Origin of the sequence: Enterobacter oligotrophicus (assembly GCF_009176645.1) — a bacterium.
GTDB lineage: Bacteria > Pseudomonadota > Gammaproteobacteria > Enterobacterales > Enterobacteriaceae > Enterobacter > Enterobacter oligotrophicus.
On sequence record NZ_AP019007.1, the window covers coordinates 208,211 to 233,567 of the forward strand.

Genomic DNA, 25,357 nt, shown 5'->3' on the forward strand with positions numbered 1-25,357 from the left:
TTTTTAACATTTGATCTGTTTGAGTTACAACCTGTTTTCGACAACGCGCAGGCTTTGACCACTCGCCTGCCTGGATCACAATTCGTAAATTCTTCCCGCCAGTGAGGGCGGGCTTCTCTACACTCCAGGTAATATTCACTGGAGGCATGACATCATGGCGAACACCATCACGGCTGATGATATTCGGGAACACTTTTCGCAGGCTATGTCGGCGATGTACCAGCAGGAAGTTCCGCAGTACGGCACGTTGCTGGAACTGGTGGCGGACGTGAACCTGGCGGTTCTGGAAAATAATCCGCAGTTACATGAACAACTGGCGAACGCCGATGAACTGGCGCGGCTGAATGTTGAACGTCACGGAGCCATTCGCGTGGGCACCGCGCAGGAACTCTCCACCTTACGCCGGATGTTCGCGATTATGGGCATGTATCCGGTCAGCTATTACGATCTCTCGCAGGCCGGTGTTCCTGTTCACTCAACAGCGTTTCGTCCGATTGATGATGCGGCTCTGTGCCGCAATCCGTTTCGTATTTTTACCTCGCTGCTGCGTCTGGAGTTGATTGATAACGCCGACCTGCGCCAGCGTGCGGCTGATATTCTCTCCCGGCGTAACATCTTTACCCCGCGTTGTCTTGAACTGATCGCACTGCACGAGTCAGAAGGGCAATTTACCGAAACGCAGGCGCGCGAGTTTGTTCATGAAGCGCTGGAAACGTTCCGCTGGCACCGCCATGCAACGGTCGATCAGGATACGTACCTGGCCCTGAGCAATGAGCACCGCCTGATTGCCGATGTGGTCTGCTTCCCCGGCTGCCACATTAACCATCTTACGCCGCGCACGCTGGATATCGACCGGGTGCAGGAACTGATGCCGAAGTACGGCATTGAGCCGAAAATTCTGATTGAAGGGCCACCGCGTCGTGAAGTGCCTATTTTGCTGCGCCAGACCAGCTTTAAGGCGCTGGAGGAGCCGGTACTTTTTTCCGGCGAACATAAAGGCACGCACACGGCGCGTTTCGGTGAGATTGAACAGCGGGGAGTGGCACTCACGCCAAAAGGCCGTGAGCTGTACGACAGCCTGCTCGGACAGGCCGGGACGGGCAAAGACAACCTGACGCACCAGCTTCACCTGCGGGACATGTTCAGTGCCTTCCCGGACAGCGAGATGTTTCTGCGCCGACAGGAACTGGCCTATTTCCGTTATCGTCTGACACCTGCAGGCGAGGCGCACCGTCACGCCTTTCGTCCTGGCGACGATCCGCAACCGCTGATCGAGCGGGGCTGGGTGGTGGCGCAGCCGATCACGTATGAAGATTTTCTGCCCGTCAGCGCGGCAGGGATTTTCCAGTCAAATCTCGGCAACGAAACCCAGGCACGCAGCCACGGCAATGCCAGCCGCGAGGCTTTCGAAGCGGCGCTGGGCCGCCCGGTGCATGACGAGTTCACGCTCTACCAGGAGGCGGAAACCCGCAGCAAACAGCGTTGCGGTTTGCTCTGAAATCGTTACTCTTCAGGGGTGTGATGGAAAAAGAAGGCCGGTATGCAAAATCCCTCCGCCCCTGTGGTTGAAACGCGCCAGGGCGCACTGATTGGTTTCACTGATGACGATGTGTATGCGTGGTATGGCATCCCTTATGCCGCACCGCCTGTTGGTCAATGGCGCTGGCGCGCTCCGCGGCCGCCCGAAAACCGGGAGGGCGTGCGCCAGGCGACGGCATTTTCTGCATCAAGCTGGCAAAACAGCGAATATTGCCAGGAACTGGGGGGCGGCGATCCCGGCCAGTTCTCCGAAGATTGTCTTTACCTTAACGTCTGGTCGCCCGTCTCGCGTGCTTCTCCACTGCCGGTGATGGTCTGGCTGCACGGCGGAGGGTTTACCATCGGCGCGGGTGGCCTGCCTCCCTATCACGGCAGGGCGCTGGCAAAGCGTAATGTGATCGTGGTGACGATCAATTACCGGCTCGGCCATCTCGGTTTTTTTGCGCATCCTGCACTGGAAGGTGAAGACGATCGCGTGGTGCATAACTTTGCACTGCTTGACCAAATCGCGGCCCTTAACTGGGTGCGAGACAACATTGCAGCGTTTGGTGGCGATCCTGACAACATCACGCTGTTTGGGGAATCTGCCGGTGCGCGCAGCGTGCTCTCGCTGCTGGCATCCCCTCTGGCGGAAGGATTGTTCCACAAAGCCATTGTGCAGAGCGGGTATACCTTGCCGGATACGCCGCGTGAACAGGCGCTGAAACAAGGGGAAGCGCTGGCCCGCCATTTTGGGCTTGAGAATGCCACTGCAGAACAGCTACGCGCCATTCCTGCTGACGCGTTCTGGCCGCTTGAGTCACCGCTGAATATCGCCCCGGCTCCCATTGTGGGGGATTGCGTTCTGCCGGAGGCCATGCTTGATGTCTTCTTTGCTGCCCGCCAGCATCCTGTTCCGGTGATGATCGGTTCGAACAGCGATGAGGCGAGCGTGATGGCGGTGTTCGGCGTTGATCTCGCCGGGCAGATTCAAAAACTTCGCCGCGAAAGACGTTTTGGTCTGGGGCTGATTAAGCTGCTTTATCCTGGCGTGAAGGGGGATGAAGAACTGGGGCGGCAGGTTTGCCGGGATATGGCTTTTACCACTATGGGCTACGTTGTCATGCAGGCGCAGCAGCGCGTTGGCGGGCTGTGCTGGCGCTACTGGTTTGACTATGTGGCAGAAGCCGAACACGCGACCTACATTAACGGTGCCTGGCACGGCAACGAAGTGCCTTATGTGTTTGACACACTCGGTGAAGTGGAGCCTTCGCGCCACTATGTGAACGAACGCGACCGCCAGTTTTCTGCCCAGGTCGCGGATTATTGGGTGAACTTCGCACGTGAAGCAGGGACTCGCGATATCTTACCGGGGCCAACGCACTGGCCTGCGTGCCGTAAAGGACGTGACGTTCTGTTACGTATAGGTGTGAATAAACATGCAGGTTTCAGGCTTGAAAACCGTTTTATGCGCGCCCGAATGAGCCTTTTCAAACGGGTAATGAAACACCACGTCAGTCTCGACTAAGCAGGCAGTCGCGAAACGCAATAAGGCCATTCTCGTCGCTTTGCGTGTCGCGCATTACCAGGCGGTAACTGGCACCCGTTTTAATGCTTGAGTCAAAAGGCCGCGACAGCCGTCCGGCGCGGATATCTTCCGCCACCAGCGTTTCATCGGCAATGGCCACGCCCAGTCCCTGGATGGCGGCCGTAATGGCGAGATCCATCGTATCGAAGTGTTGATTTTTGTGCATGGTAAAAGTCGGTATCGCCTGTTTTGCTAGCCACAGCGACCAGTCGGTCTTATCCCTTGTGGGATGCAGGAAGGTGAGCGACTCCAGCGCCACGCCCGACCGCAGCGGGCTAATTACCGGCGTTAACGCCTCTTCAAACAGCAGATCGCCCGCACTCATATGTGTGCCAAAGACAATGGCCGCGTCATAGGACTCCGTTTTGAAATTGACGTTATGATCGGTCGTTGTAGTGAGTGCAATTTGCAGGTCCGGCTGCTCACGCTCCACCTTTAACAGACGCGGCACCAGCCAGCGCATGGCGCAGGTCGGCGCTTTCAGGCGAATCACGGTCTGGTGAGCGCGGGCCCGGTCGGCGATGGTCAGCAGGTGCTCAAAGGCTGATTGCAGCTCCGGCAGCAGGGCGCTGCCCTGAGAAGAGAGGCGTAAACCGCGCGCGTGGCGTTCAAAGAGCGGAAACCCGAACCACGCTTCAAGAGAGGCAATTTTACGGCTCACGGCCCCCTGCGTCAGACACAATTCTCCGGCGGCATGGGTGAGATTCAGATGCCGCGCAGTGACTAAAAATGCGTCTACGGCATTGAGCGGGAATGAACGGCGCGACATAAACACCTCAGGTATGCATTTTTCTCATGGCTATTATGACAACAATTCGATTGTCCCGACAACTGACTTGTTGTTTGAATAGTTATGCAATATTCATGAGAAGGGATAGAGGATGACTTTACGAACGCCGGTGCAGACACGTTCAAAACTGCCTGATGTGGGTACGACCATTTTTACCGTTATCGGCCAGCTTTCCGCGCAGCATAACGCCATCAACCTTTCTCAGGGCGCGCCTAATTTTTCCTGCGATCCAAAACTGGTGGCCGGCGTGACCCGAGCCATGGAAGCCGGGCACAACCAGTACGCGGCGATGACCGGCCTGCAGCCACTGAAAGAACGTATCGCAGAAAAAATTGCTACGCTCTACGGCACGCAGTATGACCCGGCCAGTGAAGTGCTGGTGACCGCCAGCGCCAGTGAAGGGCTTTACTCGGCCATCAGCGGGCTGGTGCATCCGGGCGATGAGGTGATTTACTTTGAGCCGTCGTTTGACAGCTATGCGCCGATTGTCCGCCTGCAGGGCGCAACGCCCGTAGCGATCAAACTGACGGTGCCGGATTTTGCCGTCAACTGGGATGAAGTGCGCGCGGCGATCACGCCAAAAACGCGGATGATCATCATCAATACGCCACATAACCCGAGCGGCCAGGTCTTCTCTGCGAATGACCTGCAACAGCTGGCGGCGCTGACGCGCAACACCGATATCATTATTTTGTCTGACGAAGTGTATGAACACGTGGTATTTGATGGCGAGCCGCACCACGGAATGGCGACGCATCCCCAACTGGCGGAGCGTAGCGTTATTATCTCATCTTTCGGAAAAACCTATCACGTGACCGGCTGGCGTGTGGGGTATTGTGTTGCACCAGCAGACCTGATGGACGAGATTTGCAAGGTCCATCAATTTTTGATGTTTTCTGCCGATACCCCAATGCAGTACGCGTTTGCCGAGCATATGACCGATCCGCAAACCTGGCTGTCCCTGGCGGCGTTTTATCAGCGCAAGCGCGATCTGCTGCAAAATCTGCTGACGGATTCACCGTTTAAGCTGTTGCCGAGCGCCGGATCGTTCTTCCTGCTGGCAGATTACAGCCACTTCAGCGATGAGCGTGACAGCGACATGGTGAAACGGCTGATTATCGAGTGCGGCGTTGCCACGATACCGCTGTCGGCGTTTTATGCGGATGGCACAGACAATAAATTCATTCGTCTCTCTTTTGCGAAAGATGAGGCGACGTTACGGGCAGGTGCCCAGGCCCTGTGTCGGGTTAAACCACGCTAAGGAGTTTGAGATGAAATTACGCGCGTTAGTTGTCGGCATGGGACTGCTGTGTGCATTTTCTTCGTTCGCTGCCACCGAGTTACGTTACGGCCTGGAAGCTGAATACCCGCCGTTTGAGAGCCGCAACGCCTCCGGCGAACTGGAAGGGTTCGACATTGAGCTGGGTAATGCGATTTGTAAAGCTGCAGCTCTGAAATGCACCTGGGTTGAAACGTCGTTTGATGCACTGATCCCAGGTCTGGTGGCGAAGAAATTCGATGCCATTAATTCGGCGATGAACATCACCGAGCAACGTCGTCAGAGTATTGATTTTACGCAGCCTGTCTACCGTATTCCGTCACAGTTAGTGGGTAAAGTTGGTACGGCGGTAGAGGCGACGCCTGAAGGGCTGAAAGGTAAAACCATCGGCGTTCTGCAGGGTTCCATTCAGGAAACCTATGCAAAAGAGCACTGGGAAAAGCACGGTGTCACCGTGGTGTCTTATAAAGATCAGAATATGGCCTGGGGAGACTTGCTGAATGGCCGTATTGATGCCTCGCTGGTAATGTCAGCGGCCGGGCAGGCGGGTTTCCTGAGCAAGCCGCAGGGGAAAGGGTTTGGCTTTATCGGCAAACCCGTGTCTGACGACACGATCCTCGGCAGTGGTATCGGCTTTGGGTTGCGTAAGGGGGATGAGGCCACCAAAAAGCAACTTGATGCCGCAATAGATAAAGTACGTGCCGACGGCACGATCGCTAAACTCGCTGATAAGTACTTTCCGGGTATCGATGTCAGCGTAAAATAACCGCCTCGTTTGGCCCCAGTTACTGATGTCTGACTGGGGCTTTTTTATACCTTTCTTTACACCACTTTCAGGCCGTTCTGGTCGACATAAAATATTTCTTAGTTTGTGCATATAATCGCCGGTCAACAATTGGATTCTTAACCGTTTTTGTTTAGGCTGTGCGTTCTTTCTTGCCGTCATTTCGCCGGGCGCGAAACTCATTCACACGACCATAAGGACGTTTTCTCAGGCATGAATCGCAGACGTTTTCTAAAAGGCTCGCTGGCAATGGCTGCCCTGAGCGGCACTTCTGGCCTCGCTTCACTGTTTTCCCAGGCAGCATATGCTGCTGATTCCGACATCGCCGACGGTCAGAGCCGTCGTTTTGACTTCTCCGTGCTGCAATCCATGGCTCACGACCTGGCGAAAACTCCGTGGGGAGGTGCGCCGCGTCCGCTGCCGGAAACCCTGGCGACTATGACGCCACAGGCTTATAACGCCATTCGGTACGATGAGAAACAGTCGCTGTGGAACAACATTGAAGGCCGTCAGCTGGACGTGCAGTTCTTCCATATGGGAATGGGGTTCCGCCGCCGCGTGCGCATGTTCTCCCTGGATCAGGCGACCTCCCAGGCGCGTGAGATCCATTTCCGGCCGGAGCTGTTCAGCTATGGCGATACGGGTGTTGATACCCGGCAACTGGAAGGGCAAAGCGATCTCGGTTTTGCGGGCTTCCGCGCCTTTAAAGCGCCTGAACTGGCGCGTCGCGATATCGTCTCTTTCCTGGGGGCAAGCTATTTCCGTGCTGTGGATGATACTTACCAGTACGGCCTGTCTGCGCGTGGTCTGGCGGTAGATACCTTTACCGACACGCCGGAAGAGTTCCCGGATTTCACCGCATTCTGGTTTGAAACCGTCAAGCCAGGCGACACGACCTTTACCGTTTATACGCTGCTGGACAGCCCGAGTATCACCGGTGCCTATAAGTTTGTGATCCACTGCGAGAAGAACCAGGTGATCATGGAGGTGGAAAACCATCTCTATGCGCGTAAAGACATCAAACAGTTGGGCATCGCGCCGATGACCAGTATGTTTAGCTGCGGCAATAACGAACGCCGCATGTGCGACACCATTCACCCGCAAATCCACGATTCTGACCGCCTGGCCATGTGGCGCGGTAATGGCGAGTGGATCTGCCGCCCGCTGAACAATCCGCAGAAACTGCAGTTCAATGCTTACATGGACAAGAACCCGAAAGGCTTTGGTCTGCTGCAGCTTGACCGCGATTTCTCGCACTATCAGGACATCATGGGCTGGTATAACAAGCGTCCAAGCCTGTGGGTGGAGCCGCGCAACAACTGGGGGAAAGGCTCTGTGGGTCTGATGGAGATCCCGACCACCGGTGAAACACTCGATAACGTGGTGTGCTTCTGGCAGCCGGAAAAAACGGTGGAAGCGGGTGATGAGCTTAACTTCAAATATCGCCTCTACTGGAGCGCGCAGCCTCCGGTCCGTTCACCGCTGGCAAATGTCTACGCCACACGCACCGGTATGGGTGGGTTCCCGGAAGGGTGGGCACCGGGTGAAAATTACCCGAAAGTGTGGGCTCGTCGTTTTGCCATTGATTTTGTCGGTGGCGATCTGAAGGCGGCGGCACCGAAGGGGATTGAACCGGTGATCACCCTCTCCAGCGGCGAAGCGAAGCAGGTTGAGATCCTCTACGTTGAGCCATTTGACGGGTATCGTATTCTGTTTGACTGGTATCCAACGTCGGATTCAACGGAGCCGGTAGATATGCGCATGTTCCTGCGCTGTCAGGGTGATGCCATCAGTGAAACATGGCTGTATCAGTATTTCCCGCCCGCACCGGACAAACGTAACTACGTTGACGATCGCATCATGCGTTAATCTCGTGAAATGTGCCGGGTAAAGGCTTCGCCATACCCGGCCTGAATGAGGTTAGCGTCGACAGGCGTTATAGCGCGCCCAGCAGGGGCGTGCGGGTGATCCGCTGAGTCCCATTGATCACCTTTTCCCCGCGAAGATGAATGCTTTCTCCCGCAAAGGCTTCGATAACCGCATCATCGGTGATTTCAACCCGATGCTCGATCAACACGTTGCCGAAGATGCGCGCGCGCCCCTGAATAACGACTTTATCGTCAATCAAAATGGGCCCTCCGCGTAGCCACGCCTGTCCGCCAATCAGTACATGATGTTTGATCACGCAGTTACCCTCGATAACGGCGTTTTCCGCCACCTGAGAGCTGTAGCGCAGGGTGGGGATAGCGTCATCGTCCTGGCCTGCAATCAGACGCGCATTGCCATAAACTTTGGCACAGTCGCAAACCCAGACGTTATTGAGATCGTTTCCGTCGAGAACCGCGCGATCAAACACCTCTGCGCGGTGCTCAATAAAGGCATAATTCACCATGGCGTCGCCGTAGATTTGCGCCTGATGTACAACACGGGACTGGCTCACCGTGGCGTTATCGTAAATCTTAAGGATCTGTTCGTGGTCGGGCGTAAGCCCTTTCGCCGCGATGACCTGGCTGTGATGAAGAATGCGGGCGTTGCCATAAATGTGGCACTCGCCGCGGATAGCGGATTGCTGTATAGTGACGTTGTCACTTATTTTTGCACCGTGGCTGACCTGCGCGGCATCCAGCCAGCTATTGCCGCCAACCTCAGCATGATGGCTGATCACGCAGGGCTGGGTGAGACGGGCATTATCGACGATTTTTGCCCCGGCAAAAACCACGCTGTTTTCATCGTATATCCAGCAGTTTCCGTCCTGTGCGAGGGCGCTCTCATCCTCGATCCAGCCGCCTTTCGTCCCGCTGACGATATCGTTAAAATCAGCCGTGGCAATAATCTGCCTGAGCGTGGCCGTTGATACTGTCTCGCCGTTTTGCCAGTGCCAGAGACGAGTTTCCTCGCTGAGTCGGTACTTTTTCATTATGTGATCTCTGATAAGCGTCTTAACTAAACGTAGCAAAGATTAGGGTTTTCGAAGTGCTGGCATCCACTGTCGAAACCCCTTAAAATGGCATTTAAAATACATTTTAAACTTTAAAATAAATGCATAAATCTAACAATCCTCAACAGGTCCTTAACATGCCCGCAGGCTACTTTGGCATGGTGTTGGGGATCATCGGGATGGGCTTCGCCTGGCGCTATGCCAGCACGCTCTGGCCAGTCACTCGCTGGCCAGGGGATGTTCTGGTTGGGCTGGCGGTGGCCGTCTGGTTTTTGCTGACGGTGGCGTTTATCAGCCGTGCGGTGCGTTTTCCGCATAGTGTCATGGCAGAAATGCGTCATCCGGTGATGAGCAGTTTTGTGAGTCTTTTTCCGGCCACGACAATGCTGGTCGCGATCGGTTTTGTGCCCTGGTGTCGTGCCATTTCTCTGGTGCTGTTCGGCACTGGCGTGGTGATACAACTGAGCTATTCCGCCTGGCAAAGCGCCGGACTCTGGCGTGGCAAGCACCCGGAGGAGGCCACCACGCCGGGCTTGTATCTGCCGACCGTGGCAAACAACTTTATCAGCGCAATGGCCTGCGGTGCGTTAGGGTTCAGGGATGCCGGTCTGGTATTTCTGGGGGCAGGCGTCTTTTCCTGGCTCAGCCTTGAGCCGGTGATTTTGCAGCGCCTGCGCAGCGCCGGAGAACTGCCTCCAGCCCTGCGCACTTCATTGGGCATTCAACTGGCCCCCGCGTTGGTGGCCTGTAGCGCCTGGTTTAGCGTCAACGGTGGTGAGGCCGATACCTTTGCCAAAATGCTGTTCGGCTATGGTTTGTTGCAACTGCTGTTTATGCTGCGCCTGATGCCGTGGTATTTGTCGCAGCCGTTTAATGCTTCGTTCTGGAGCTTCTCGTTCGGTGTATCAGCCCTGGCAACCACCGGCCTGCATCTGGGACAGAGCAGCCCGTCGGGTTTCTTCCATGCGATAGCGATCCCGCTGTTTATTTTCACCAACATCATCATTGCGATGTTGTTGGTTCGTACATTTATCTTGCTGATGCAGGGCAAACTCCTGGTGCGCACTGATAAAGCACTGCTTATGCAATCTGAGGAAAAATAATGACTGTTGATGAAAGCTACTTCACCGATAAGTATGGTCTGACGCGTACCCATTCAGAGGTGCTGTACAGCGCGGAGATCGTTAAACCGGGCAAAACCCTCGATCTGGGCTGCGGAAATGGCCGTAACAGCCTCTACCTCGCGGCTAACGGTTACGATGTGACGGCGTGGGACAAAAACCCGATGAGCATCGATAACATCGAGCGCATTAAAGCGGCGGAAGGCATTACCAGTCTGCAAACGGCGATTAAAGATCTCAACAGCCTGAGTTTTGACGGCGAGTATGATTTTATTCTCTCCACCGTGGTGCTGATGTTCCTGGAAGCAAAGACCATCCCTGGTCTTATTGCCAATATGCAGCGTTGCACCAAACCGGGCGGCTATAACCTGATTGTCGCCGCGATGGATACGCCGGATTACCCGTGCACCGTGGGCTTCCCGTTCGCCTTCAAACCTCAGGAACTGAGCCACTACTATGAAGGCTGGTCGTTGCTGAAATACAACGAAGAGGTCGGTGAACTGCACCGCACCGACGAGAACGGTAACCGCATCAAGCTGCGTTTTGCCACCATGCTGGCGCGTAAGCCCGCTTAACGGGCGGCCAGCAGGCAAAGCTGCAGGGCGGTGTGGTAAGACGCCTCGAACGACGACAGCGGTAAAAACTCAAACTTCGAATGGAAGTTGTGCGCGCCGGTGAAGAAGTTCGGGGTGAGCAGCCCTTTAGCTGAAAGTGCGGCTCCGTCTGTGCCTCCGCGCATCGGCGTTGGTTTCGGGGTGATCCCGAGCGTTTTCATTGCCTCAAACATCAGGTCGATAGCGCGGCGGTCTTCGCCAATGGCATTGCTGATATTGCTGTAGGTATCCTCAATGTGGTATTCCACTTTGGCTGTTGGATACTGTGCGGCGATCGCCGCTGCGACATCGGCAATGTGCTGCTTGCGGGCAGCAAATTGCGTTTTATCAAAATCACGAATATTCGCTTTCAGCACGGCCTCGTTTTGCCCCGCCTGGATGCCGTTAAACCAGATATAGCCTTCACGCCCTTCGGTGCACTCAGGCGTTTGCTGTCGGTCGAAATGGCTGATGAAGTCAGTTGCCATGAGCAGTGGATTCACCAGCACGCCTTTGGCGGACATCGGGTGCGCCGTCACGCCGGTAAAGCGTACTTCGGCGGCTGCCGCGTTAAAGTTTTCGTAAACAATTTCCCCCCGCTCGCAGCAGTCAATTGTCCAGGCAAAATCGACGTCGAAGCGTTTCAGATCCAGCGCCTTTGCGCCGCAGAGGCCGATCTCTTCATCCGGCACAAACGCGACCACAATATCGCCATGCCGATCTTCCGGCGTCAGGTTTTCCAGCAGGGTCATTACCACGGTTACCGCCGCTTTATTATCTGCGCCTAATACGCTGGTCCCGTCGCTGAAAATAATCTCTTCGTTGGGATAGGCCAGAATTTCCGGGTGCTCTTTCACCCGCAGCCAGATCGCTTTCTCTTTATTCAGACAGAGGTCTTCACCGGTGAACGTTAATATTTGTGGATGAATATCCGGTGATAAACCGACGTCAACCGTATCGATATGGGTAATAAAACCAATACGCGGCGCGCCCGCAACATTGCCTTTTTTTACGGCCGTTACCGTGGCAAATTCATCAATCACAATGTCGTCTAAACCCAGCTGTGCCAGCTCTTTCGCCAGCTCTCGCGCCATGTCGTGTTGGCCTGGCGTTGAGGGAAGGGTTTTCACTTTCGCATCGCTCTGGCTGGTGATGGCGAGATAGCGGAAAAAGCGGTGCGTTAATTGTCTGGAAAGTGCGGAGCGCATAGTGATTCTCTCTTTTTTGTTTTATCAGGTGTTTGCATTCTCACTTTAATGTTATTTATGAAATGGCAAAAGAATTAATTAGCCGTCGAATTAAAAAGACAGGAATAAACGATGAAAAGCAAACTGACAACATTCACGCTGGCGCTTGCTGCACTGACGGTCAGTTCCACCGTCGCCGCAAAAACGCTGGTGTATTGCTCCGAAGGGTCACCGGAAAATTTCAATCCTCAACTGTATACCTCTGGCACCAGCGTGGATGCCAGCGCGGTGCCGGTCTATAACCGTCTGGTGGATTTTAAACCGGGAACCACGGAGCTGGTGCCGAGCCTGGCGGAACGCTGGGAGGTAAGCGAGGATGGCAAGGTTTATACCTTCCATCTGCGCAAGGGCGTGAAATTCCAGAGCAACAAAGCCTTTAAACCGACGCGCGACTTTAACGCTGACGATGTGATCTTCTCCTTCATGCGTCAGAAAGACGTCAACCACCCGTACCATAACGTCTCCAACGGCAGCTATTCCAACTTCGAAAGTCTGGAGTTTGGCAGCCTGATTACCGCCATCGACAAGGTAGATGACCACACCGTGCGCTTTACGCTGGCACACCCGGAAGCGCCGTTCGTGGCGGATCTGGCCTGGTATTTTGCCTCGATACTCTCAGCAGAGTACGCCGACGCGATGCTGAAAGCCGGAACGCCGGAAAAGGTCGATATGGAGCCGATTGGCACCGGACCATTTAAGCTGGCACAGTACCAGAAGGATTCCCGTATCCTGTTTACTGCCTTCCCGGACTACTGGCAGGGCAAATCAAAACTGGATCGCCTGGTGTTTACCATTACGCCCGATGCGTCAGTGCGTTTTGCGAAAGTGGAGAAAAATGAGTGTCAGGTTATGCCGTTCCCGAACCCGGCCGATCTGCCGCGTATGAAGGCGAACAAAGACATCAACCTGATGAGTAAGGACGGGTTGAATACCGGTTTCCTTGCGTTCAATACCCAGAAGCCGCCGCTGGATAACGTCAACGTTCGCCAGGCACTGGCTATGGCGATCAATAAACCGGCCATTATTGACGCGGTGTTCCACGGCACGGGGACAGCGGCGAAGAACCTGCTGCCGCCGGGCGTCTGGAGTGCGGACAGCGAACTGAAGGATTACGACTACGATCCTGAAAAAGCAAAAGCCCTGCTAAAAGAGGCCGGATTTGCTGACGGCGTGAGTATCGATTTATGGGCAATGCCAGTTCAGCGCCCGTATAACCCGAACGCCAAACGTATGGCCGAGATGATTCAGGCAGACTGGGCGAAAATCGGCGTCCACGCGAAGATTGTCACTTACGAGTGGGGTGAATACCTCAAACGCGTGAAAGGCGGTGAACACCAGGCAGCCCTGATGGGATGGACAACGGCGACAGGCGACCCGGATAACTTCTTCGGCCCACTCTTTACCTGTACCTCTGCGAATGGCGGCTCGAACTCATCGAAATGGTGCTATAAGCCGTTTGATAAGATTATCGCCGAGGCAAAATCGATAACCGATCATGATAAACGTGTGGCGCTATACAAAGAGGCGCAGCAGATGATGCACGATCAAATGCCCGCGGTGATGATTGCCCATTCGACGATTTTCGAACCGGTGCGCAAAGAGGTCACAGGCTATGAAATCGATCCGTTTGGCAAACATCTGTTCTGGCAGGTGGATATAAAATAGTCGTTTTTCACTGCCCGGCACATGGCCGGGCACTCTTTTCGCAATTTGTGCTGCCATCGTCATTTTTTGCCACAACAAGTCCTCCTCGTTTTTGCTATAACTTCAAATGCATACTTGCAGATAACATGGAATTCCATCATGCGTACCCACACTTTTTTTAAAGTTGCAGTGCTTTCTGGTCTGTTGGCGTTAGCGGGTTGTTCATCAAAAGTCGCGGCTCCCGAACAGTATTCAGGCTTTTTAAAAGATTATTCCGGCTTGCAGCAAACAACGTCTGCGACAGGTAAACCGACCCTGCGTTGGGTAGATCCTTCCTATAACGAAGCAAATTACGACAGTATTATCTGGACGCCGATTACCTACTATCCGGTGCCAAAACCGACCACCCAGATTGGTCAAAAAACGCTGGATGAGCTTCTGGCGTACACCAATACCAAAATGAAAACAGCGATTGGCCAGCGTAAGCCGATTGTGACGACGCCGGGTAAACATAGCCTGATTTTCCGTGGGGCTATCACCGGGGTGAGTTCGCAGAAAGAGGGGCTGCAGTTCTATGAAGTGGTTCCCGTCGCGTTAGTTGTTGCGGGGACGCAGATGGCAACCGGTCACCGCACGATGGATACCCATCTCTTCTTTGAGGGGGAACTGATTGACGCCGCAACCAACAAGCCCGTCATGAAAGTGGTGCGTAAAGGCGAAGGTAAAGAGCTGGCGAACGAAAATACGCCGATGGGCTTCGCCACGCTGAAACAGGTTGTTGACGACCTGGCGACCGATGCCACCATGTTTGATCTGCATAAAACGGCACAATAATAAAAAGGGCCTGCAATATTGCAGGCCCTTTTTTTACGCCATACGAAGGCGTCTGAACCAGGTTTCTGGTTTCGTAAACATCACCATATTTCCGCCCAGAATCAGCAATAACCCAATAATCCCGTTTATATGCCACACATAGCCTTCATAAACCGTTGAGATAGAGAGTGCCACTAACGGGAACAGCAGGGTGCTGTAGGCGGCTTTGCCGGGGCCAATACGGCCTACCAGCGTAAAGTACGCGCCAAAGGCGATCACGGAGCCAAACAAGGCAAGGTACAACAGCGCGCCAATGTAGCTCACGGTCCATTCCGGCATAAAGCTGTCGCCTCTGACGAGCGCGATCGCGCCCATTACGGCTGTCCCGTAGAGCATCGCCCAGGCGTTGGTGGTCATCGTCTCCAGCCCGTTGCGCTGGTGGCGCATGCTGATCATATTCCCCAGCGAGAAGCCATAAGTGCCGAGGGCAGAAAGGCCAATTCCCGTCAGTAGCGAGGCACTCCAGCCGCTTGCCAGCAGATCGTCCCAGAAGAGGGTGATGATCCCAATGAGACCCAGCGCTGCCGCCGTCCAGAACCGCGCAGGAGGGCGCTGGCCGAAGAAGATAAAGCTATTGATGGCGTTATAGAGTACAGCCATGGAAAAAATGACCGATTCCAGCCCGGTATTGATGTGTGCGGCGGCAGTATAAAAACACCAGAAGTTAAAGCAGAACACGCAGCAGCCCTGAAGCATACAGAAGAGATGATCCCTGAACGCTAGCCTGCGCAAGCGGCGGAGAGCAACTAAGACTATCATCATCGCGGCGCTGGCGACGGCGAAGCGCCAGAAAATGGAGACCGGTGCGGCAACGGGGCCCTGCTGGAGGAAAATGGCGATCCAGGTGGTTCCCCAGATAACGACGACCAGACCATAAAGTAATGCGTTCATTGTTTCTCTCTTTTCACACGGCGAAAACCCTATTGTGGCGAGAGGACAGGTGCCTGGCTTTCACCCGTTTGCGGTGGACTTGCAAAATCTTGCGCTTTTTTATTCCGGGAGATCTGGCAACGCGCAGCAACACTTCTTAGACTGACAGTCTGATTAATCACTTGTTAACGGCTATGTCTCGCGCTTACGACACCTTTGAAACGTTACGCCAACAGAATGCGGTGCTCCGGGAAACCGTCGCGCTTAACTCAGGCATCCAGCTGGCGGCGTGGTACAACAAGCACGATACAATAACGGTTAAAAGCAACCATCATACCCTGAGCCTGTATGTGGCAGACGGCTATGAGAGCTATCAAAAGACACCGGGTGGCTGGAAGAACGGTGGCGGGCCCGATCGTTTTTGTCTGATGCCAAAAGAGAGCGAATCCACGTGGGATATTCGTGATGACCTGTCGTTTGTCCATCTTTACTGTACTGATGAACATCTGCGGGATGTCGGGGAAAAGATCTGGGACAAGCGCCCGCTGTCGCTGACCCTGGATGAAAAAATCTTTGGCAGTGATGCGAAAATTACCGCGCTGTATCGTCAGTTTCTGCTTGGCTGTGACTGGCAGCAAAAGGCCAACCAGCTCACCCTGAGCACGGCCTCTACGCTACTGCTGACGCATTTGTTGCAGAATTACTCCAGCGTGCAGTGGAAGCTGCCGGTGGTCACCGGCGGGTTATCGCCGTTTGTACTGCGCAACGTGCTGGCTTTCATTGAGGAGAACCTTGCGCAGCCGCTGACGCTGGCGGAACTGGCCGATCAGGCTGCGCTCAGTGAGTACCACTTCGCCAGAATGTTTCGTCAGTCGATCGGGCTGGCACCCCACCAGTATGTGATGCAGCGGCGGATGGAGAAAGCCAAATCGCTGGTGCAGAATACGTCGATGCCGCTAACCGACATTGCGCTCGCCTGCGGGTTTAATTCTGCCAGCCACTTCAGCAACCGCTTTCGCAGCGTCATAGGTATCACACCTTCCCGGTTACGTGCGGCGAACGCGTAAAAGCACGGCGTAGCACAACCCTCCCAGCACCAGCCCCCAGAATGCCGAACCGATGCCCAGTAGCGTGATGCCGCTGGCAGTCATCAGGAAGGTGACGATTGCCGCATCGCGTTCCGCTTCGTGATGCAATGCCTGATATAAACTCCCGCTGATGGTGCCGAGAAGCGCCAGCCCTGCCAGTGTCTGGACTCCGCTCAGCGGCAGGGCGGACATCAACGCAGTGATTGACCCCCCGAACAGCCCCGCCAGCAGATAAAACACGCCCGCTGCAGCGGCAGCCAGCCAGCGCTTGCTGGCATCCGGATGCGCGTCCGGGCTCTGGCAAATCGCAGCGGTGATAGCGGCGATACAGATGGAATAGACGCCGAAGGGCGATAACAGCAGCGCCAGCCCGCCGGTAAAGATCATCAGCGGCGAAACGGGTAAGGGAAAGCCTGAGGCTTTCATCGTGGCAAAGCCGGGCGCATTCTGCGAGGCCATCGTGACCAGAAAGAAGGGCAGACCAATGCTCACCAGGCTGGTGAGGGTGAACGTGGGGGCGATAAATTCTGGCATAACGACAGTCAGGGTGAGATTTTTAGTGACAACGTCACCTGCCGCCCATGCCACCATACCGCCAGCCAACAGGGTGGCAACCATGGCGTAACGGGGTGCAAACGCCTTTGCCATCAGCCAGGCCATCAGCATACTGCCACACAGCAGAAGATTTCCTTCAAGATGGCTAAACGCCTGCAGACCAAACCGCAGGAGCACGCCTGCCAGCATGGCAGCGGCAAGCGAATGGGGGATCAGCTTCATCAGGCGAGCAAATAACCCGGTTACGCCACAAAACAGAATGAGTGCGTTGGCAAAAATAAAGACGCCGATAGTTTCAGCAAGCGTGACACCGTGCAGGCTGGTGGCAAGCAGCGCTGCCCCTGGCGTAGACCAGGCGGTGAGCACCGGGGCTTTATACCACCATGACAGGGCGAGCGTACTCAGGCCCATTCCGAGCCCGAGGGCGGTCATCCACCCGGCGATCTGTTGCGCGCTGGCACCCGCTGCGGCAGCCGCTTGCCAGATAATGGCGGCAGAGCTGGCGTATCCCACCAGGACGGCAACAAACCCGGCAAGCACGGCGGGAAAGAGATGCGTTGAGGTGCGCATGAAAACTCCATTGTGCGTTATAACGTCCACGCTAAGGTAACACTGTGCGTTATAGCGTACAAGTGGTATGCTTACCACAACGGGAGGCTCCATGGATATTACACAACACCTTGCATACACGCTGAAATCACTGCGCCAGGCGCGTGGGTGGAGTCTGTCGAAGCTGGCGGAAGAGACGGGCGTGTCAAAAGCGATGCTTGGACAAATTGAGCGCAACGAATCCAGCCCGACGGTCTCGACGCTGTGGAAAATCGCTACCGGGCTGAATGTGCCGTTTTCCGCGTTTATCACGCCGGAAACCGATCCGCAGGCGGTGTTTGATCCCCAGCAGCAGGCAATGGTGGTGAAACCCTTGTTTCCCTGGGACGATGCGCTGAAGTTCGACCATTTCTCTATTACGCTGGCACCTGGCGCGTTCAGTGAGTCGACACCGCATGAGGCGGGGGTCATTGAGCATGTGGTGGTGATAAGCGGTGAGCTTGAGATGAATATTGAGGGAAGCTGGCGCACGCTTTACGCCGATTCCGGGGTCCGTTTCGCAGGCGATAAACCGCACGCATACCGCAACAGCGGCACCCGGACGGTACATTTTCACTCCCTTATCCATTATCCCCGCTGAAGGCACGCAAAACTGTTTCGCTGACGCAGACTTCTGAATACAATAGCCGCCATTTTGACCATAACGGATAACGACGAAGTATGCGCCTGCACGCCCATCATCTTGAACTTTTGAGTCCGGCCCGCGACGCCGACATTGCCCGTGAAGCGATCCTTCACGGTGCTGATGCCGTCTATATCGGTGGCCCAGGCTTCGGTGCCCGCCATAACGCCAGTAACAGCCTGCGCGACATAGCCGGGCTTGTGCCGTTCGCCCACCGCTTTGGGGCGAAAGTGTTCGTCACCCTGAACACCATTCTTCATGATGATGAACTGGAGCCTGCGCAGCGTCTGATCACCGATCTCTACCAGACCGGTGTTGATGCCCTGATCGTACAGGACATGGGCGTACTGGAGCTGGATATCCCGCCAATTGAACTGCATGCCAGTACCCAGTGCGATATCCGTACCGTGGAAAAGGCGAAGTTTCTTTCCGACGTGGGTTTTTCTCAGATTGTGCTGGCGCGTGAACTGAACCTGAACCAGATCCGCGATATACACCAGGCGACCGACGCGACCATTGAGTTCTTTATCCACGGTGCGCTGTGTGTGGCCTATTCCGGACAGTGCAACATCTCCCATGCGCAGACAGGCCGCAGTGCCAACCGCGGCGATTGCTCGCAGGCCTGTCGTCTGCCGTATACCCTGAAAGACGATCAGGGCCGCGTCGTGGCGTTCGAAAAACACCTGCTTTCCATGAAGGACAACGATCAGACCGCCAACCTCGGTGCGCTTATCGACGCAGGCGTGCGCTCCTTCAAGATTGAAGGGCGTTACAAGGACATGAGCTATGTGAAGAACATCACCGCGCACTATCGCCAGATGCTGGATGCCATCATTGAAGATCGTGGCGACCTGGCGCGCGCATCTGCCGGGCGCACCGAACACTTCTTTATCCCGTCAACAGACAAAACCTTCCATCGCGGCAGCACGGACTACTTTGTGAATGCCCGTAAAGGCGATATTGGTGCGTTTGATTCGCCGAAGTTTATCGGTCTGCCCGTCGGTGAAGTGCTGAAAGTGGCGAAAGATTATCTGGACGTGGAAGTGACGGAGCCGCTGGCAAACGGCGATGGCCTGAACGTGATGATCAAACGCGAAGTGGTGGGTTTCCGTGCCAATACAGTGGAAAAAACCGGCGAAAATCGTTACCGCGTGTGGCCAAATGAAATGCCTGCCGATCTCTTTAAGGCGCGCCCGAACGCCGCGCTGAACCGCAACCTTGACCACAACTGGCAGCAGGCGCTGCTGAAAACCTCCAGTGAGCGCCGTATCGCGGTGGATATCGAGCTTGGCGGCTGGGAAGAGCAGTTGATCCTCACCCTGACCTGCGAAGATGGTATCAGCGTAACGCATACGCTTGACGGTCAGTTTGAGGTGGCAAACAATGCCGAAAAAGCGCTTAACAACCTGAAAGACGGCGTGGCAAAGCTGGGTCAGACGATCTATTACCCGCGCACTATTGAGGTGAATCTGCCTGATGCGCTGTTTATTCCGAACAGCCTGCTGAACCAGTTCCGCCGTGAAACGGCAGAGATGCTGGATAACGCTCGCCTGGCAAACTATCCGCGCGGCAGCCGTAAAGCCGAAGCGGTGCCTGCACCGGTTTATCCTGACACGCATTTATCCTTCCTGGCGAATGTTTACAACCATAAAGCGCGTGAATTCTATCATCGGCACGGCGTGCAGCTGATCGACGCGGCCTATGAGGCGCATGAAGAGAAGGGCGATGTGCCGGTGATGATCACCAAGCACTGTCTGCGTTTTGCGTTCAACCTTTGCCCAAAGCAGGCCAAAGGGAATATCAAGAGCTGGAAAGCAACGCCGATGCAGCTGGTGAATGGGGACGAGGTGTTGACCCTGAAATTTGACTGCCGCCCGTGTGAGATGCACGTGATAGGCAAAATGAAAAATCATATCTTCAAAATGCCGCCGCCAGGCAGCATTGTGGCCTCTGTCAGTCCTGAAGATTTGCTGAAAACATTGCCAAAACGCAAAGGCAATTAATCAGCGAATGTGAGTGTCTGGTTTGCGCGACTTCTGCCAGTGGTGATGTTCGCGTAAACCCTCTGCAGACTCCTCTGCGGCGTTACGTATTTCGTCACTGTCGGCTTCATGACGAAGCTGATGGTCGACGTTTTGTACCCATAAATATTCATGCCCTTTATGCCCCGCCATCAGCTGCCCGGAAAATAACGCGCAGATCAGCAGAATAAGCGTTAATCCTTTTCTCAACATGATTTCACCCGTGAATGATAATTCCCCGCTATCATGCAGATAATTTCCTTGAGTTATTATTCGAAATTTCAAATTAGCGCAAAGGGATTGTCAGAAACTGTGGTACAGGCTTAACCGTTATTAAGATAATTCCTAATTTAATTGGTTGGGTCTGTAAACAACCATATTTAGTACATTTTCAGTCATTAGATTTAAAGATAAATCCTATATAATGGCGTTTTCTGGCAAAGGAATGGGTCGAATTCAATGAAGAAAGTATTCACTGCTGCGCTTCTGATTGTTGCCGCAGGAGCAACCGCCTGTGTGAGTTACAGCTTGAATGATAAACCGGACTATATTCAGTCTGCTGAAGTGCGGGTCGGTTCATATTTAACCAGTTATTACGGCAAAGTGGCGTGTAATAGCGCAAAAGTTACTGAACAGCGCTGGGAATTAGGTTGTACCAGTCGCGCGAAAGGCAAAACGTTCCAGTATGCCGTCTATTCAGCCGACCAGGCCCCGTATTCTGTGTCGCGTTCGTTCTACCTGGAAGCCATTAATGATGAGGCCAGACAGAGCGCAAAGCAGGGATTAATGCAATATCTGCAAATTAATACCAAAGCGGGTTAAAGGGTTTGTTTAACTGCCGTTGATAATATGGGTGTTAGGTTATCAGGGTTCCGCTGCCCGGCATGACGTGTCGGGAACGTAGAGACGAAAATACAAATCTATCCATGCAAGCATTTACCGCCAGTTAATGGCGGTATTTTTTTGCCTGTTTATCGGGGTGTTGCCGCAAACTGTTTACGATACCGGGCAGGAGAAAGGGCAAAATGCTGGCGGAAGTGGTGACGCAATGTTGCTGCCTGGCCAAATCCCGTTTGTTCGGCAATGCTATCGATACTTAACCGACTGTTTTCCAGATAATCTTTGGCCCGCAGCAGACGTTCATTCAGCAGCCAGCGCGCGGGGGTTGTACCGGTGGCATCCCGAAAGCGTCGTAAAAACGTTCGCTGACTCATACCCACCCGATGAGCCAGCGAATCAACGGTATGCGTTTTAGCCAGATGCTGGTGCAGAAAATCAAACAGCTGGCCCAGTCGCTGGCTTTCCCGCAGCTGTGCTACCGGACGGCTAAGCTGCTGCGTTTGTGAACCGTCCCGGTGTGGCGGGATAACCAGACGACGAGCGACGCAGTTCGCCGCCTCCATGCCGTAATCCCGGCGCACGATATGCAGACACAAATCGATTCCGGCCGCACTGCCTGCGGAAGTCAGAATATCGCCTTCGTCCTGATACAAAACATCGTCAACCACGTTGATGGCCGGGAAGCGCGTTTTAAGTGCCTCAATGTAGCGCCAGTGAGTGGTGGCTTTACGGCCGTTAAGCAGGCCGGAGGCGGCCAGCACAAAAACGCCAGAGCAGATAGAAAGTAGCTGGCAGCCACGGGCACTGGCCTGCCGTAATGCCTCGCAAAGCGCGTCCGGTACGGGTTCATCCAGCCCGCGCCAGCCGGGGACAACAATCAAATCCGCAGCGTCAAGCAGGCTAAGATGGCCATCGGTCAAAATGCGAACGCCTCCCGTTGCCCGCAGTTCACCGTCCTCGATACCCGCTACGGCAAACCGATACCACGCGTCGCCCATTTCCGGACGCGGAAGGCCGAAGATCTCTACCGCCACGCCAAACTCAAAGGTACATAAGCCGTCATATGCCAGCACAACCACGCGCGGGGGAGCGCCGTGTCGTAACGTTGTCATCTTTTTGCTGTTTTCTGGCATAAGCAGGCGCATTCACTGGCTGAATTTATAGATAGAGTAGTGTTAACACAAACACAACAGATGAGGAAGGATCATGAGCTATGTTACTGAATTCCCGGCAGCAGAACCGCAGGAAGCCGTTGCGTATTTTCTGCGTCGCCTGAGTGTCGAGACGGACTGTGCTGATGTGCATCACGCGCTGACGAACAATGAACAGGATTTTGTTTTATTGCATGTGGTCGGGAATATCGAGCAGTTTGCGCGTCGTCATGTTCCCGGTGCGTTGCACCTGCCCTGGAGCCAGATCACAGCGGAGCGGATGGCACAGTGGCCTGCGGACACGCTGTTTGTGGTGTACTGCGCCGGTCCGCACTGTAACGGCGCGGACCGGGCCGCGTTGAAGCTGGCGCGCCTGGGGTTACCGGTAAAAATTATGCTCGGTGGGATCACCGGCTGGGAAGATGAACGCTTTGATTTTGCCGGGCAGGTTTCATCGCTGACGTCGTGAAGATGAATTTTTTTCAACACACGTGAATTTTTCTCGTTTGTCGTCATCGGCCAGGTATGACATCTTTTTTGGACATTTAGACATCCAGAAGTCTAAAAGTTCAAATAATGAATTATCACTGTTGGCAATTATCGCCAGCAGACAGAGGAGATTTCGATGCAACGACAACACACCCCGTACCGCGCCGATGTAGTAGGCAGTTTCTTACGCCCGGATGCCATCAAGCAGGCTCGCCTGAAATTCGCCAGCGGCGAGATTGATGCCGGGCAGCTTCGCGCCGTGGAAGATGAGGCTATCCGCCATGTTGTCGAACAGCAGTGTGCCTGCGGTTTGCACGTGGTAACCGACGGTGAGTTTCGTCGCGCCTGGTGGCATTTCGATTTCTTCGATGGCCTGCAGGGCGTCGAGCGTTACGATTCACAGCAGGGGATTCAGTTCAACGGTGTTCAGACCAAAGCTCACGGCGTGCGCGTCACGGGTAAACTGGGCTTTGGCGATCACCCGATGCTGGAAGACTTCCGTTATCTGAAAAGCATTAGCGGTAACGCTCAACCGAAGATGACCATTCCGAGCCCGAGCGTGCTGCATTTCCGCGGCGGTCGCAAAGACATTGATGCGACGGTTTACCCGGATCTGAATGCGTATTTTGACGATCTGGCCACCACATGGCGTGATGCGATTCGGGCCTTTTACGATGCTGGTTGCCGCTACCTGCAACTGGATGACACCGTCTGGGCGTACCTTTGCTCGGACGACCAGCGTCGTCAAATCCGCGAGCGTGGCGATGACGCAGATGAACTGGCGCGTATCTATGCCCGCGTGCTGAATAAAGCACTGGAAGGCAAACCGGACGACCTGACCATCGGCCTGCATGTTTGTCGCGGTAACTTCCGCTCAACCTGGATTTCAGAGGGTGGCTATGAGCCGGTCGCGGAAGTGTTGTTCGGCACCGTTAACGTCGACGCCTTCTTCCTGGAGTATGACAACGACCGTAGCGGGGATTTCGCGCCGCTGCGTTTTGTCCGCCCCGGCAAGCAGCAGGTGGTGCTCGGTCTTATCACCACGAAAAACGGTGAACTGGAAAACCCGGACGGCGTGAAAGCGCGTCTGGAAGAGGCGGCGAAATATGTTGCCAAAGAGCAGATCTGTTTAAGCCCGCAGTGTGGTTTTGCCTCAACTGAAGAGGGCAACAGCCTGAGTGAAGCTCAGCAGTGGGATAAAGTGCGTCTGGTGACGCAAATCGCCAGCGAAGTCTGGTAAACCCAGGGCACAGCGCTGCATTATTTAAGTGCAACGCTGTGCCATTCTGAGTCGTTCCCGCCCGATCCGCGTCTCCATCCCCCGAAAATCCGCTCTCCCCATTCTGGCATCCTTTTTGCTCTCCTTAAGCTGACACTCGTTTATTTTCTGCGTCCACGCCGTAACGGACGTATTCGCACAGCTTACTTTTCAGGAGTGAAAATATGCACCGTCGTACCTTATTAAAAGCCTTTGCGCTATCAGCCTCGGTTGTTGCCATGGGGATGAGCTTTGGCGTGCAGGCGGCTGATACCATCAAAGTGGGGATCATGCACTCGCTGTCCGGCACCATGGCCATTTCTGAAACACCGCTGAAAGATGTTGCTCTGATGACGATCGACGAGATCAATGCCAAAGGGGGCGTGCTGGGGAAAAAGCTGGAACCCGTGGTCGTTGATCCGGCCTCAAACTGGCCGCTGTTCGCGGAGAAAGCGCGTCAGCTTCTGAGCCAGGATCACGTGGCTGTGGTATTTGGCTGCTGGACGTCGGTATCTCGCAAATCGGTTCTGCCTGTGTTCGAAGAGCTTAACGGGCTGCTGTTCTATCCGGTGCAATACGAAGGTGAAGAGATGTCGCCTAACGTCTTCTATACCGGCGCGGCACCAAACCAGCAGGCGATCCCGGCGGTGGAGTACCTGATGAGCGAAGACGGCGGCAGTGCCAAACGCTTCTTCCTGCTGGGGACGGACTACGTCTATCCGCGTACCACCAACAAGATCCTGCGCGCTTTCCTGCATTCGAAAGGGGTGGCCGATAAAGACATTGAAGAGGTCTATACCCCGTTCGGCCATAGCGACTACCAAACGATTGTTGCCAATATCAAAAAATTCTCCGCTGGCGGTAAAACGGCCGTGGTCTCAACGATCAACGGCGATTCTAACGTGCCGTTCTATAAAGAGCTGGCGAATCAGGGGCTGAAAGCGACCGATGTACCGGTAGTGGCGTTCTCCGTGGGTGAGGAAGAACTGCGTGGGATCGACACCAAACCGCTGGTCGGCAACCTTGCGGCATGGAACTACTTTGAGTCCGTCGATAACCCAACCAACCAGGCGTTTGTGGCGGATTACAAGGCGTATGCCAAAGCACACAAGCTGCCGAACGCCGATACCGTTGTCACGAACGATCCTATGGAAGCGACCTATGTAGGCATTCATATGTGGGCGCAGGCGGTGGAAAAAGCGGGTACGACTGATGTGGATAAAGTCCGCGCGGCAATGGCCGGGCAATCCTTTAAGGCACCGTCGGGCTTTACCCTCACCATGGACGCCACCAACCACCACCTGCATAAGCCAGTCATGATTGGCGAAATTGAAGGCAACGGCCAGTTCAACGTGGTCTGGCAGACTGAACAGCCGGTTCGCGCCCAGCCGTGGAGCCCGTTCATCGACGGGAATGACAAAAAACCCGATCAGCCGATGAAAACCGCCAGCAACTAAGCCATTACCGCAGGGAGAAAAG

General features: G+C 54.7%; 23 protein-coding genes. 16 read left to right on the forward strand and 7 right to left on the reverse strand.

The window, feature by feature from the left end; all coding sequences use genetic code 11:
- Nucleotides 1–154: 154 nt before the first annotated feature.
- Complete coding sequence (gene hglS, locus EoCCA6_RS01030) at nucleotides 155–1,498, forward strand: 2-oxoadipate dioxygenase/decarboxylase HglS (protein WP_152081063.1); 1,344 nt, start codon at nucleotides 155–157, stop codon at nucleotides 1,496–1,498.
- 42 nt (nucleotides 1,499–1,540) lie between these two features.
- Nucleotides 1,541–3,046, forward strand: a complete 1,506-nt coding sequence (locus tag EoCCA6_RS01035; protein ID WP_152081064.1) for a carboxylesterase/lipase family protein — start codon at nucleotides 1,541–1,543, stop codon at nucleotides 3,044–3,046.
- On the opposite strand, the gene EoCCA6_RS01040 is transcribed toward EoCCA6_RS01035, so the two are convergent.
- On the reverse strand, nucleotides 3,033–3,875 hold the full coding sequence (locus tag EoCCA6_RS01040) for a LysR family transcriptional regulator (protein WP_152081065.1): 843 nt from the start codon (nucleotides 3,873–3,875) through the stop codon (nucleotides 3,033–3,035). The genes EoCCA6_RS01035 and EoCCA6_RS01040 overlap by 14 nt on opposite strands.
- Before the next feature lie 112 nt (nucleotides 3,876–3,987).
- Here EoCCA6_RS01040 and EoCCA6_RS01045 point away from each other — a divergent pair, with 112 nt between their 5' ends.
- The 3 genes from EoCCA6_RS01045 to EoCCA6_RS01055 all read left to right on the forward strand — a co-directional run bounded on the left by EoCCA6_RS01045 (nucleotide 3,988) and on the right by EoCCA6_RS01055 (nucleotide 7,828).
- Entirely contained in the window at nucleotides 3,988–5,157 is a 1,170-nt protein-coding gene (locus tag EoCCA6_RS01045; protein WP_152081066.1) for a pyridoxal phosphate-dependent aminotransferase, read from the forward strand.
- A 10-nt stretch (nucleotides 5,158–5,167) separates the two neighbouring features.
- Entirely contained in the window at nucleotides 5,168–5,941 is a 774-nt protein-coding gene (locus EoCCA6_RS01050; protein WP_152081067.1) for an ABC transporter substrate-binding protein, read from the forward strand.
- Between the two features lie 231 nt (nucleotides 5,942–6,172).
- Nucleotides 6,173–7,828, forward strand: a complete 1,656-nt coding sequence (locus EoCCA6_RS01055) for a glucan biosynthesis protein D (protein ID WP_152081068.1) — start codon at nucleotides 6,173–6,175, stop codon at nucleotides 7,826–7,828.
- Between the two features lie 67 nt (nucleotides 7,829–7,895).
- Here EoCCA6_RS01055 and ydcK read toward each other — a convergent pair whose 3' ends face one another.
- Nucleotides 7,896–8,876 carry a YdcK family protein gene (gene ydcK, locus EoCCA6_RS01060; RefSeq protein ID WP_152081069.1) on the reverse strand — a complete coding sequence of 327 codons (981 nt, stop codon included), beginning with the start codon at nucleotides 8,874–8,876 and terminating at the stop codon, nucleotides 7,896–7,898.
- Between the two features lie 122 nt (nucleotides 8,877–8,998).
- Here ydcK and tehA point away from each other — a divergent pair, with 122 nt between their 5' ends.
- Nucleotides 8,999–10,000, forward strand: a complete 1,002-nt coding sequence (tehA, locus tag EoCCA6_RS01065; protein WP_152081070.1) for a dicarboxylate transporter/tellurite-resistance protein TehA — start codon at nucleotides 8,999–9,001, stop codon at nucleotides 9,998–10,000.
- Nucleotides 10,000–10,593, forward strand: a complete 594-nt coding sequence (gene tehB / locus EoCCA6_RS01070; RefSeq protein ID WP_152081071.1) for a tellurite resistance methyltransferase TehB — start codon at nucleotides 10,000–10,002, stop codon at nucleotides 10,591–10,593. The genes tehA and tehB overlap by 1 nt, the downstream gene beginning before the upstream one ends.
- Here tehB and pepT read toward each other — a convergent pair.
- Nucleotides 10,590–11,819, reverse strand: coding sequence for a peptidase T (gene pepT, locus EoCCA6_RS01075; protein WP_152081072.1), 1,230 nt, complete (start codon nucleotides 11,817–11,819; stop codon nucleotides 10,590–10,592). The two genes, tehB and pepT, sit on opposite strands and share 4 nt — an antisense overlap.
- Nucleotides 11,820–11,930: 111 nt before the next feature.
- Here pepT and EoCCA6_RS01080 point away from each other — a divergent pair, with 111 nt between their 5' ends.
- Together EoCCA6_RS01080 and EoCCA6_RS01085 are read left to right on the forward strand one after the other, a co-directional pair.
- Nucleotides 11,931–13,523 (forward strand): ABC transporter substrate-binding protein, encoded by a 1,593-nt coding sequence (locus EoCCA6_RS01080; protein WP_152081073.1) that lies wholly within the window; start codon nucleotides 11,931–11,933, stop codon nucleotides 13,521–13,523.
- Between the two features lie 138 nt (nucleotides 13,524–13,661).
- Nucleotides 13,662–14,336, forward strand: a complete 675-nt coding sequence (locus EoCCA6_RS01085; protein WP_152081074.1) for a DUF3313 domain-containing protein — start codon at nucleotides 13,662–13,664, stop codon at nucleotides 14,334–14,336.
- A gap of 33 nt (nucleotides 14,337–14,369) precedes the next feature.
- On the opposite strand, the gene EoCCA6_RS01090 is transcribed toward EoCCA6_RS01085, so the two are convergent.
- Entirely contained in the window at nucleotides 14,370–15,266 is an 897-nt protein-coding gene (locus EoCCA6_RS01090; protein WP_152081075.1) for a DMT family transporter, read from the reverse strand.
- A 173-nt stretch (nucleotides 15,267–15,439) separates the two neighbouring features.
- On the opposite strand from EoCCA6_RS01090, the gene EoCCA6_RS01095 reads away from it, so the two are divergent.
- Nucleotides 15,440–16,312 carry a helix-turn-helix domain-containing protein gene (locus EoCCA6_RS01095; protein ID WP_152081076.1) on the forward strand — a complete coding sequence of 291 codons (873 nt, stop codon included), beginning with the start codon at nucleotides 15,440–15,442 and terminating at the stop codon, nucleotides 16,310–16,312.
- Here EoCCA6_RS01095 and EoCCA6_RS01100 read toward each other — a convergent pair.
- Complete coding sequence (locus EoCCA6_RS01100) at nucleotides 16,292–17,458, reverse strand: benzoate/H(+) symporter BenE family transporter (protein ID WP_232623266.1); 1,167 nt, start codon at nucleotides 17,456–17,458, stop codon at nucleotides 16,292–16,294. The two genes, EoCCA6_RS01095 and EoCCA6_RS01100, sit on opposite strands and share 21 nt — an antisense overlap.
- Nucleotides 17,459–17,549: 91 nt before the next feature.
- Here EoCCA6_RS01100 and EoCCA6_RS01105 point away from each other — a divergent pair, with 91 nt between their 5' ends.
- Both EoCCA6_RS01105 and EoCCA6_RS01110 read left to right on the forward strand, forming a co-directional pair.
- Entirely contained in the window at nucleotides 17,550–18,077 is a 528-nt protein-coding gene (locus tag EoCCA6_RS01105) for a helix-turn-helix domain-containing protein (RefSeq protein ID WP_152081078.1), read from the forward strand.
- A gap of 80 nt (nucleotides 18,078–18,157) precedes the next feature.
- Nucleotides 18,158–20,122, forward strand: a complete 1,965-nt coding sequence (locus EoCCA6_RS01110) for a peptidase U32 family protein (protein WP_152081079.1) — start codon at nucleotides 18,158–18,160, stop codon at nucleotides 20,120–20,122.
- Here the strand turns inward: EoCCA6_RS01110 and EoCCA6_RS01115 are convergent, their stop codons facing one another.
- Nucleotides 20,123–20,353 (reverse strand): DUF2554 family protein, encoded by a 231-nt coding sequence (locus tag EoCCA6_RS01115; RefSeq protein ID WP_152081080.1) that lies wholly within the window; start codon nucleotides 20,351–20,353, stop codon nucleotides 20,123–20,125.
- A gap of 246 nt (nucleotides 20,354–20,599) precedes the next feature.
- On the opposite strand from EoCCA6_RS01115, the gene EoCCA6_RS01120 reads away from it, so the two are divergent.
- Entirely contained in the window at nucleotides 20,600–20,962 is a 363-nt protein-coding gene (locus EoCCA6_RS01120; RefSeq protein ID WP_152081081.1) for a hypothetical protein, read from the forward strand.
- 149 nt (nucleotides 20,963–21,111) lie between these two features.
- Here the strand turns inward: EoCCA6_RS01120 and ftrA are convergent, their stop codons facing one another.
- Nucleotides 21,112–22,113, reverse strand: coding sequence for a transcriptional regulator FtrA (gene ftrA, locus EoCCA6_RS01125; RefSeq protein WP_152081082.1), 1,002 nt, complete (start codon nucleotides 22,111–22,113; stop codon nucleotides 21,112–21,114).
- Between the two features lie 73 nt (nucleotides 22,114–22,186).
- On the opposite strand from ftrA, the gene EoCCA6_RS01130 reads away from it, so the two are divergent.
- From EoCCA6_RS01130 to urtA, 3 genes are all read left to right on the forward strand, one after another.
- The gene (locus EoCCA6_RS01130) at nucleotides 22,187–22,600 is read left to right on the forward strand and encodes a rhodanese-like domain-containing protein (RefSeq protein WP_152081083.1); all 414 of its coding nucleotides are present in this window, start codon (nucleotides 22,187–22,189) and stop codon (nucleotides 22,598–22,600) included.
- Between the two features lie 156 nt (nucleotides 22,601–22,756).
- Nucleotides 22,757–23,860 carry a cobalamin-independent methionine synthase II family protein gene (locus EoCCA6_RS01135; RefSeq protein WP_152081084.1) on the forward strand — a complete coding sequence of 368 codons (1,104 nt, stop codon included), beginning with the start codon at nucleotides 22,757–22,759 and terminating at the stop codon, nucleotides 23,858–23,860.
- A gap of 203 nt (nucleotides 23,861–24,063) precedes the next feature.
- Complete coding sequence (gene urtA / locus EoCCA6_RS01140; RefSeq protein WP_152081085.1) at nucleotides 24,064–25,335, forward strand: urea ABC transporter substrate-binding protein; 1,272 nt, start codon at nucleotides 24,064–24,066, stop codon at nucleotides 25,333–25,335.
- Nucleotides 25,336–25,357 lie beyond the last annotated feature (22 nt).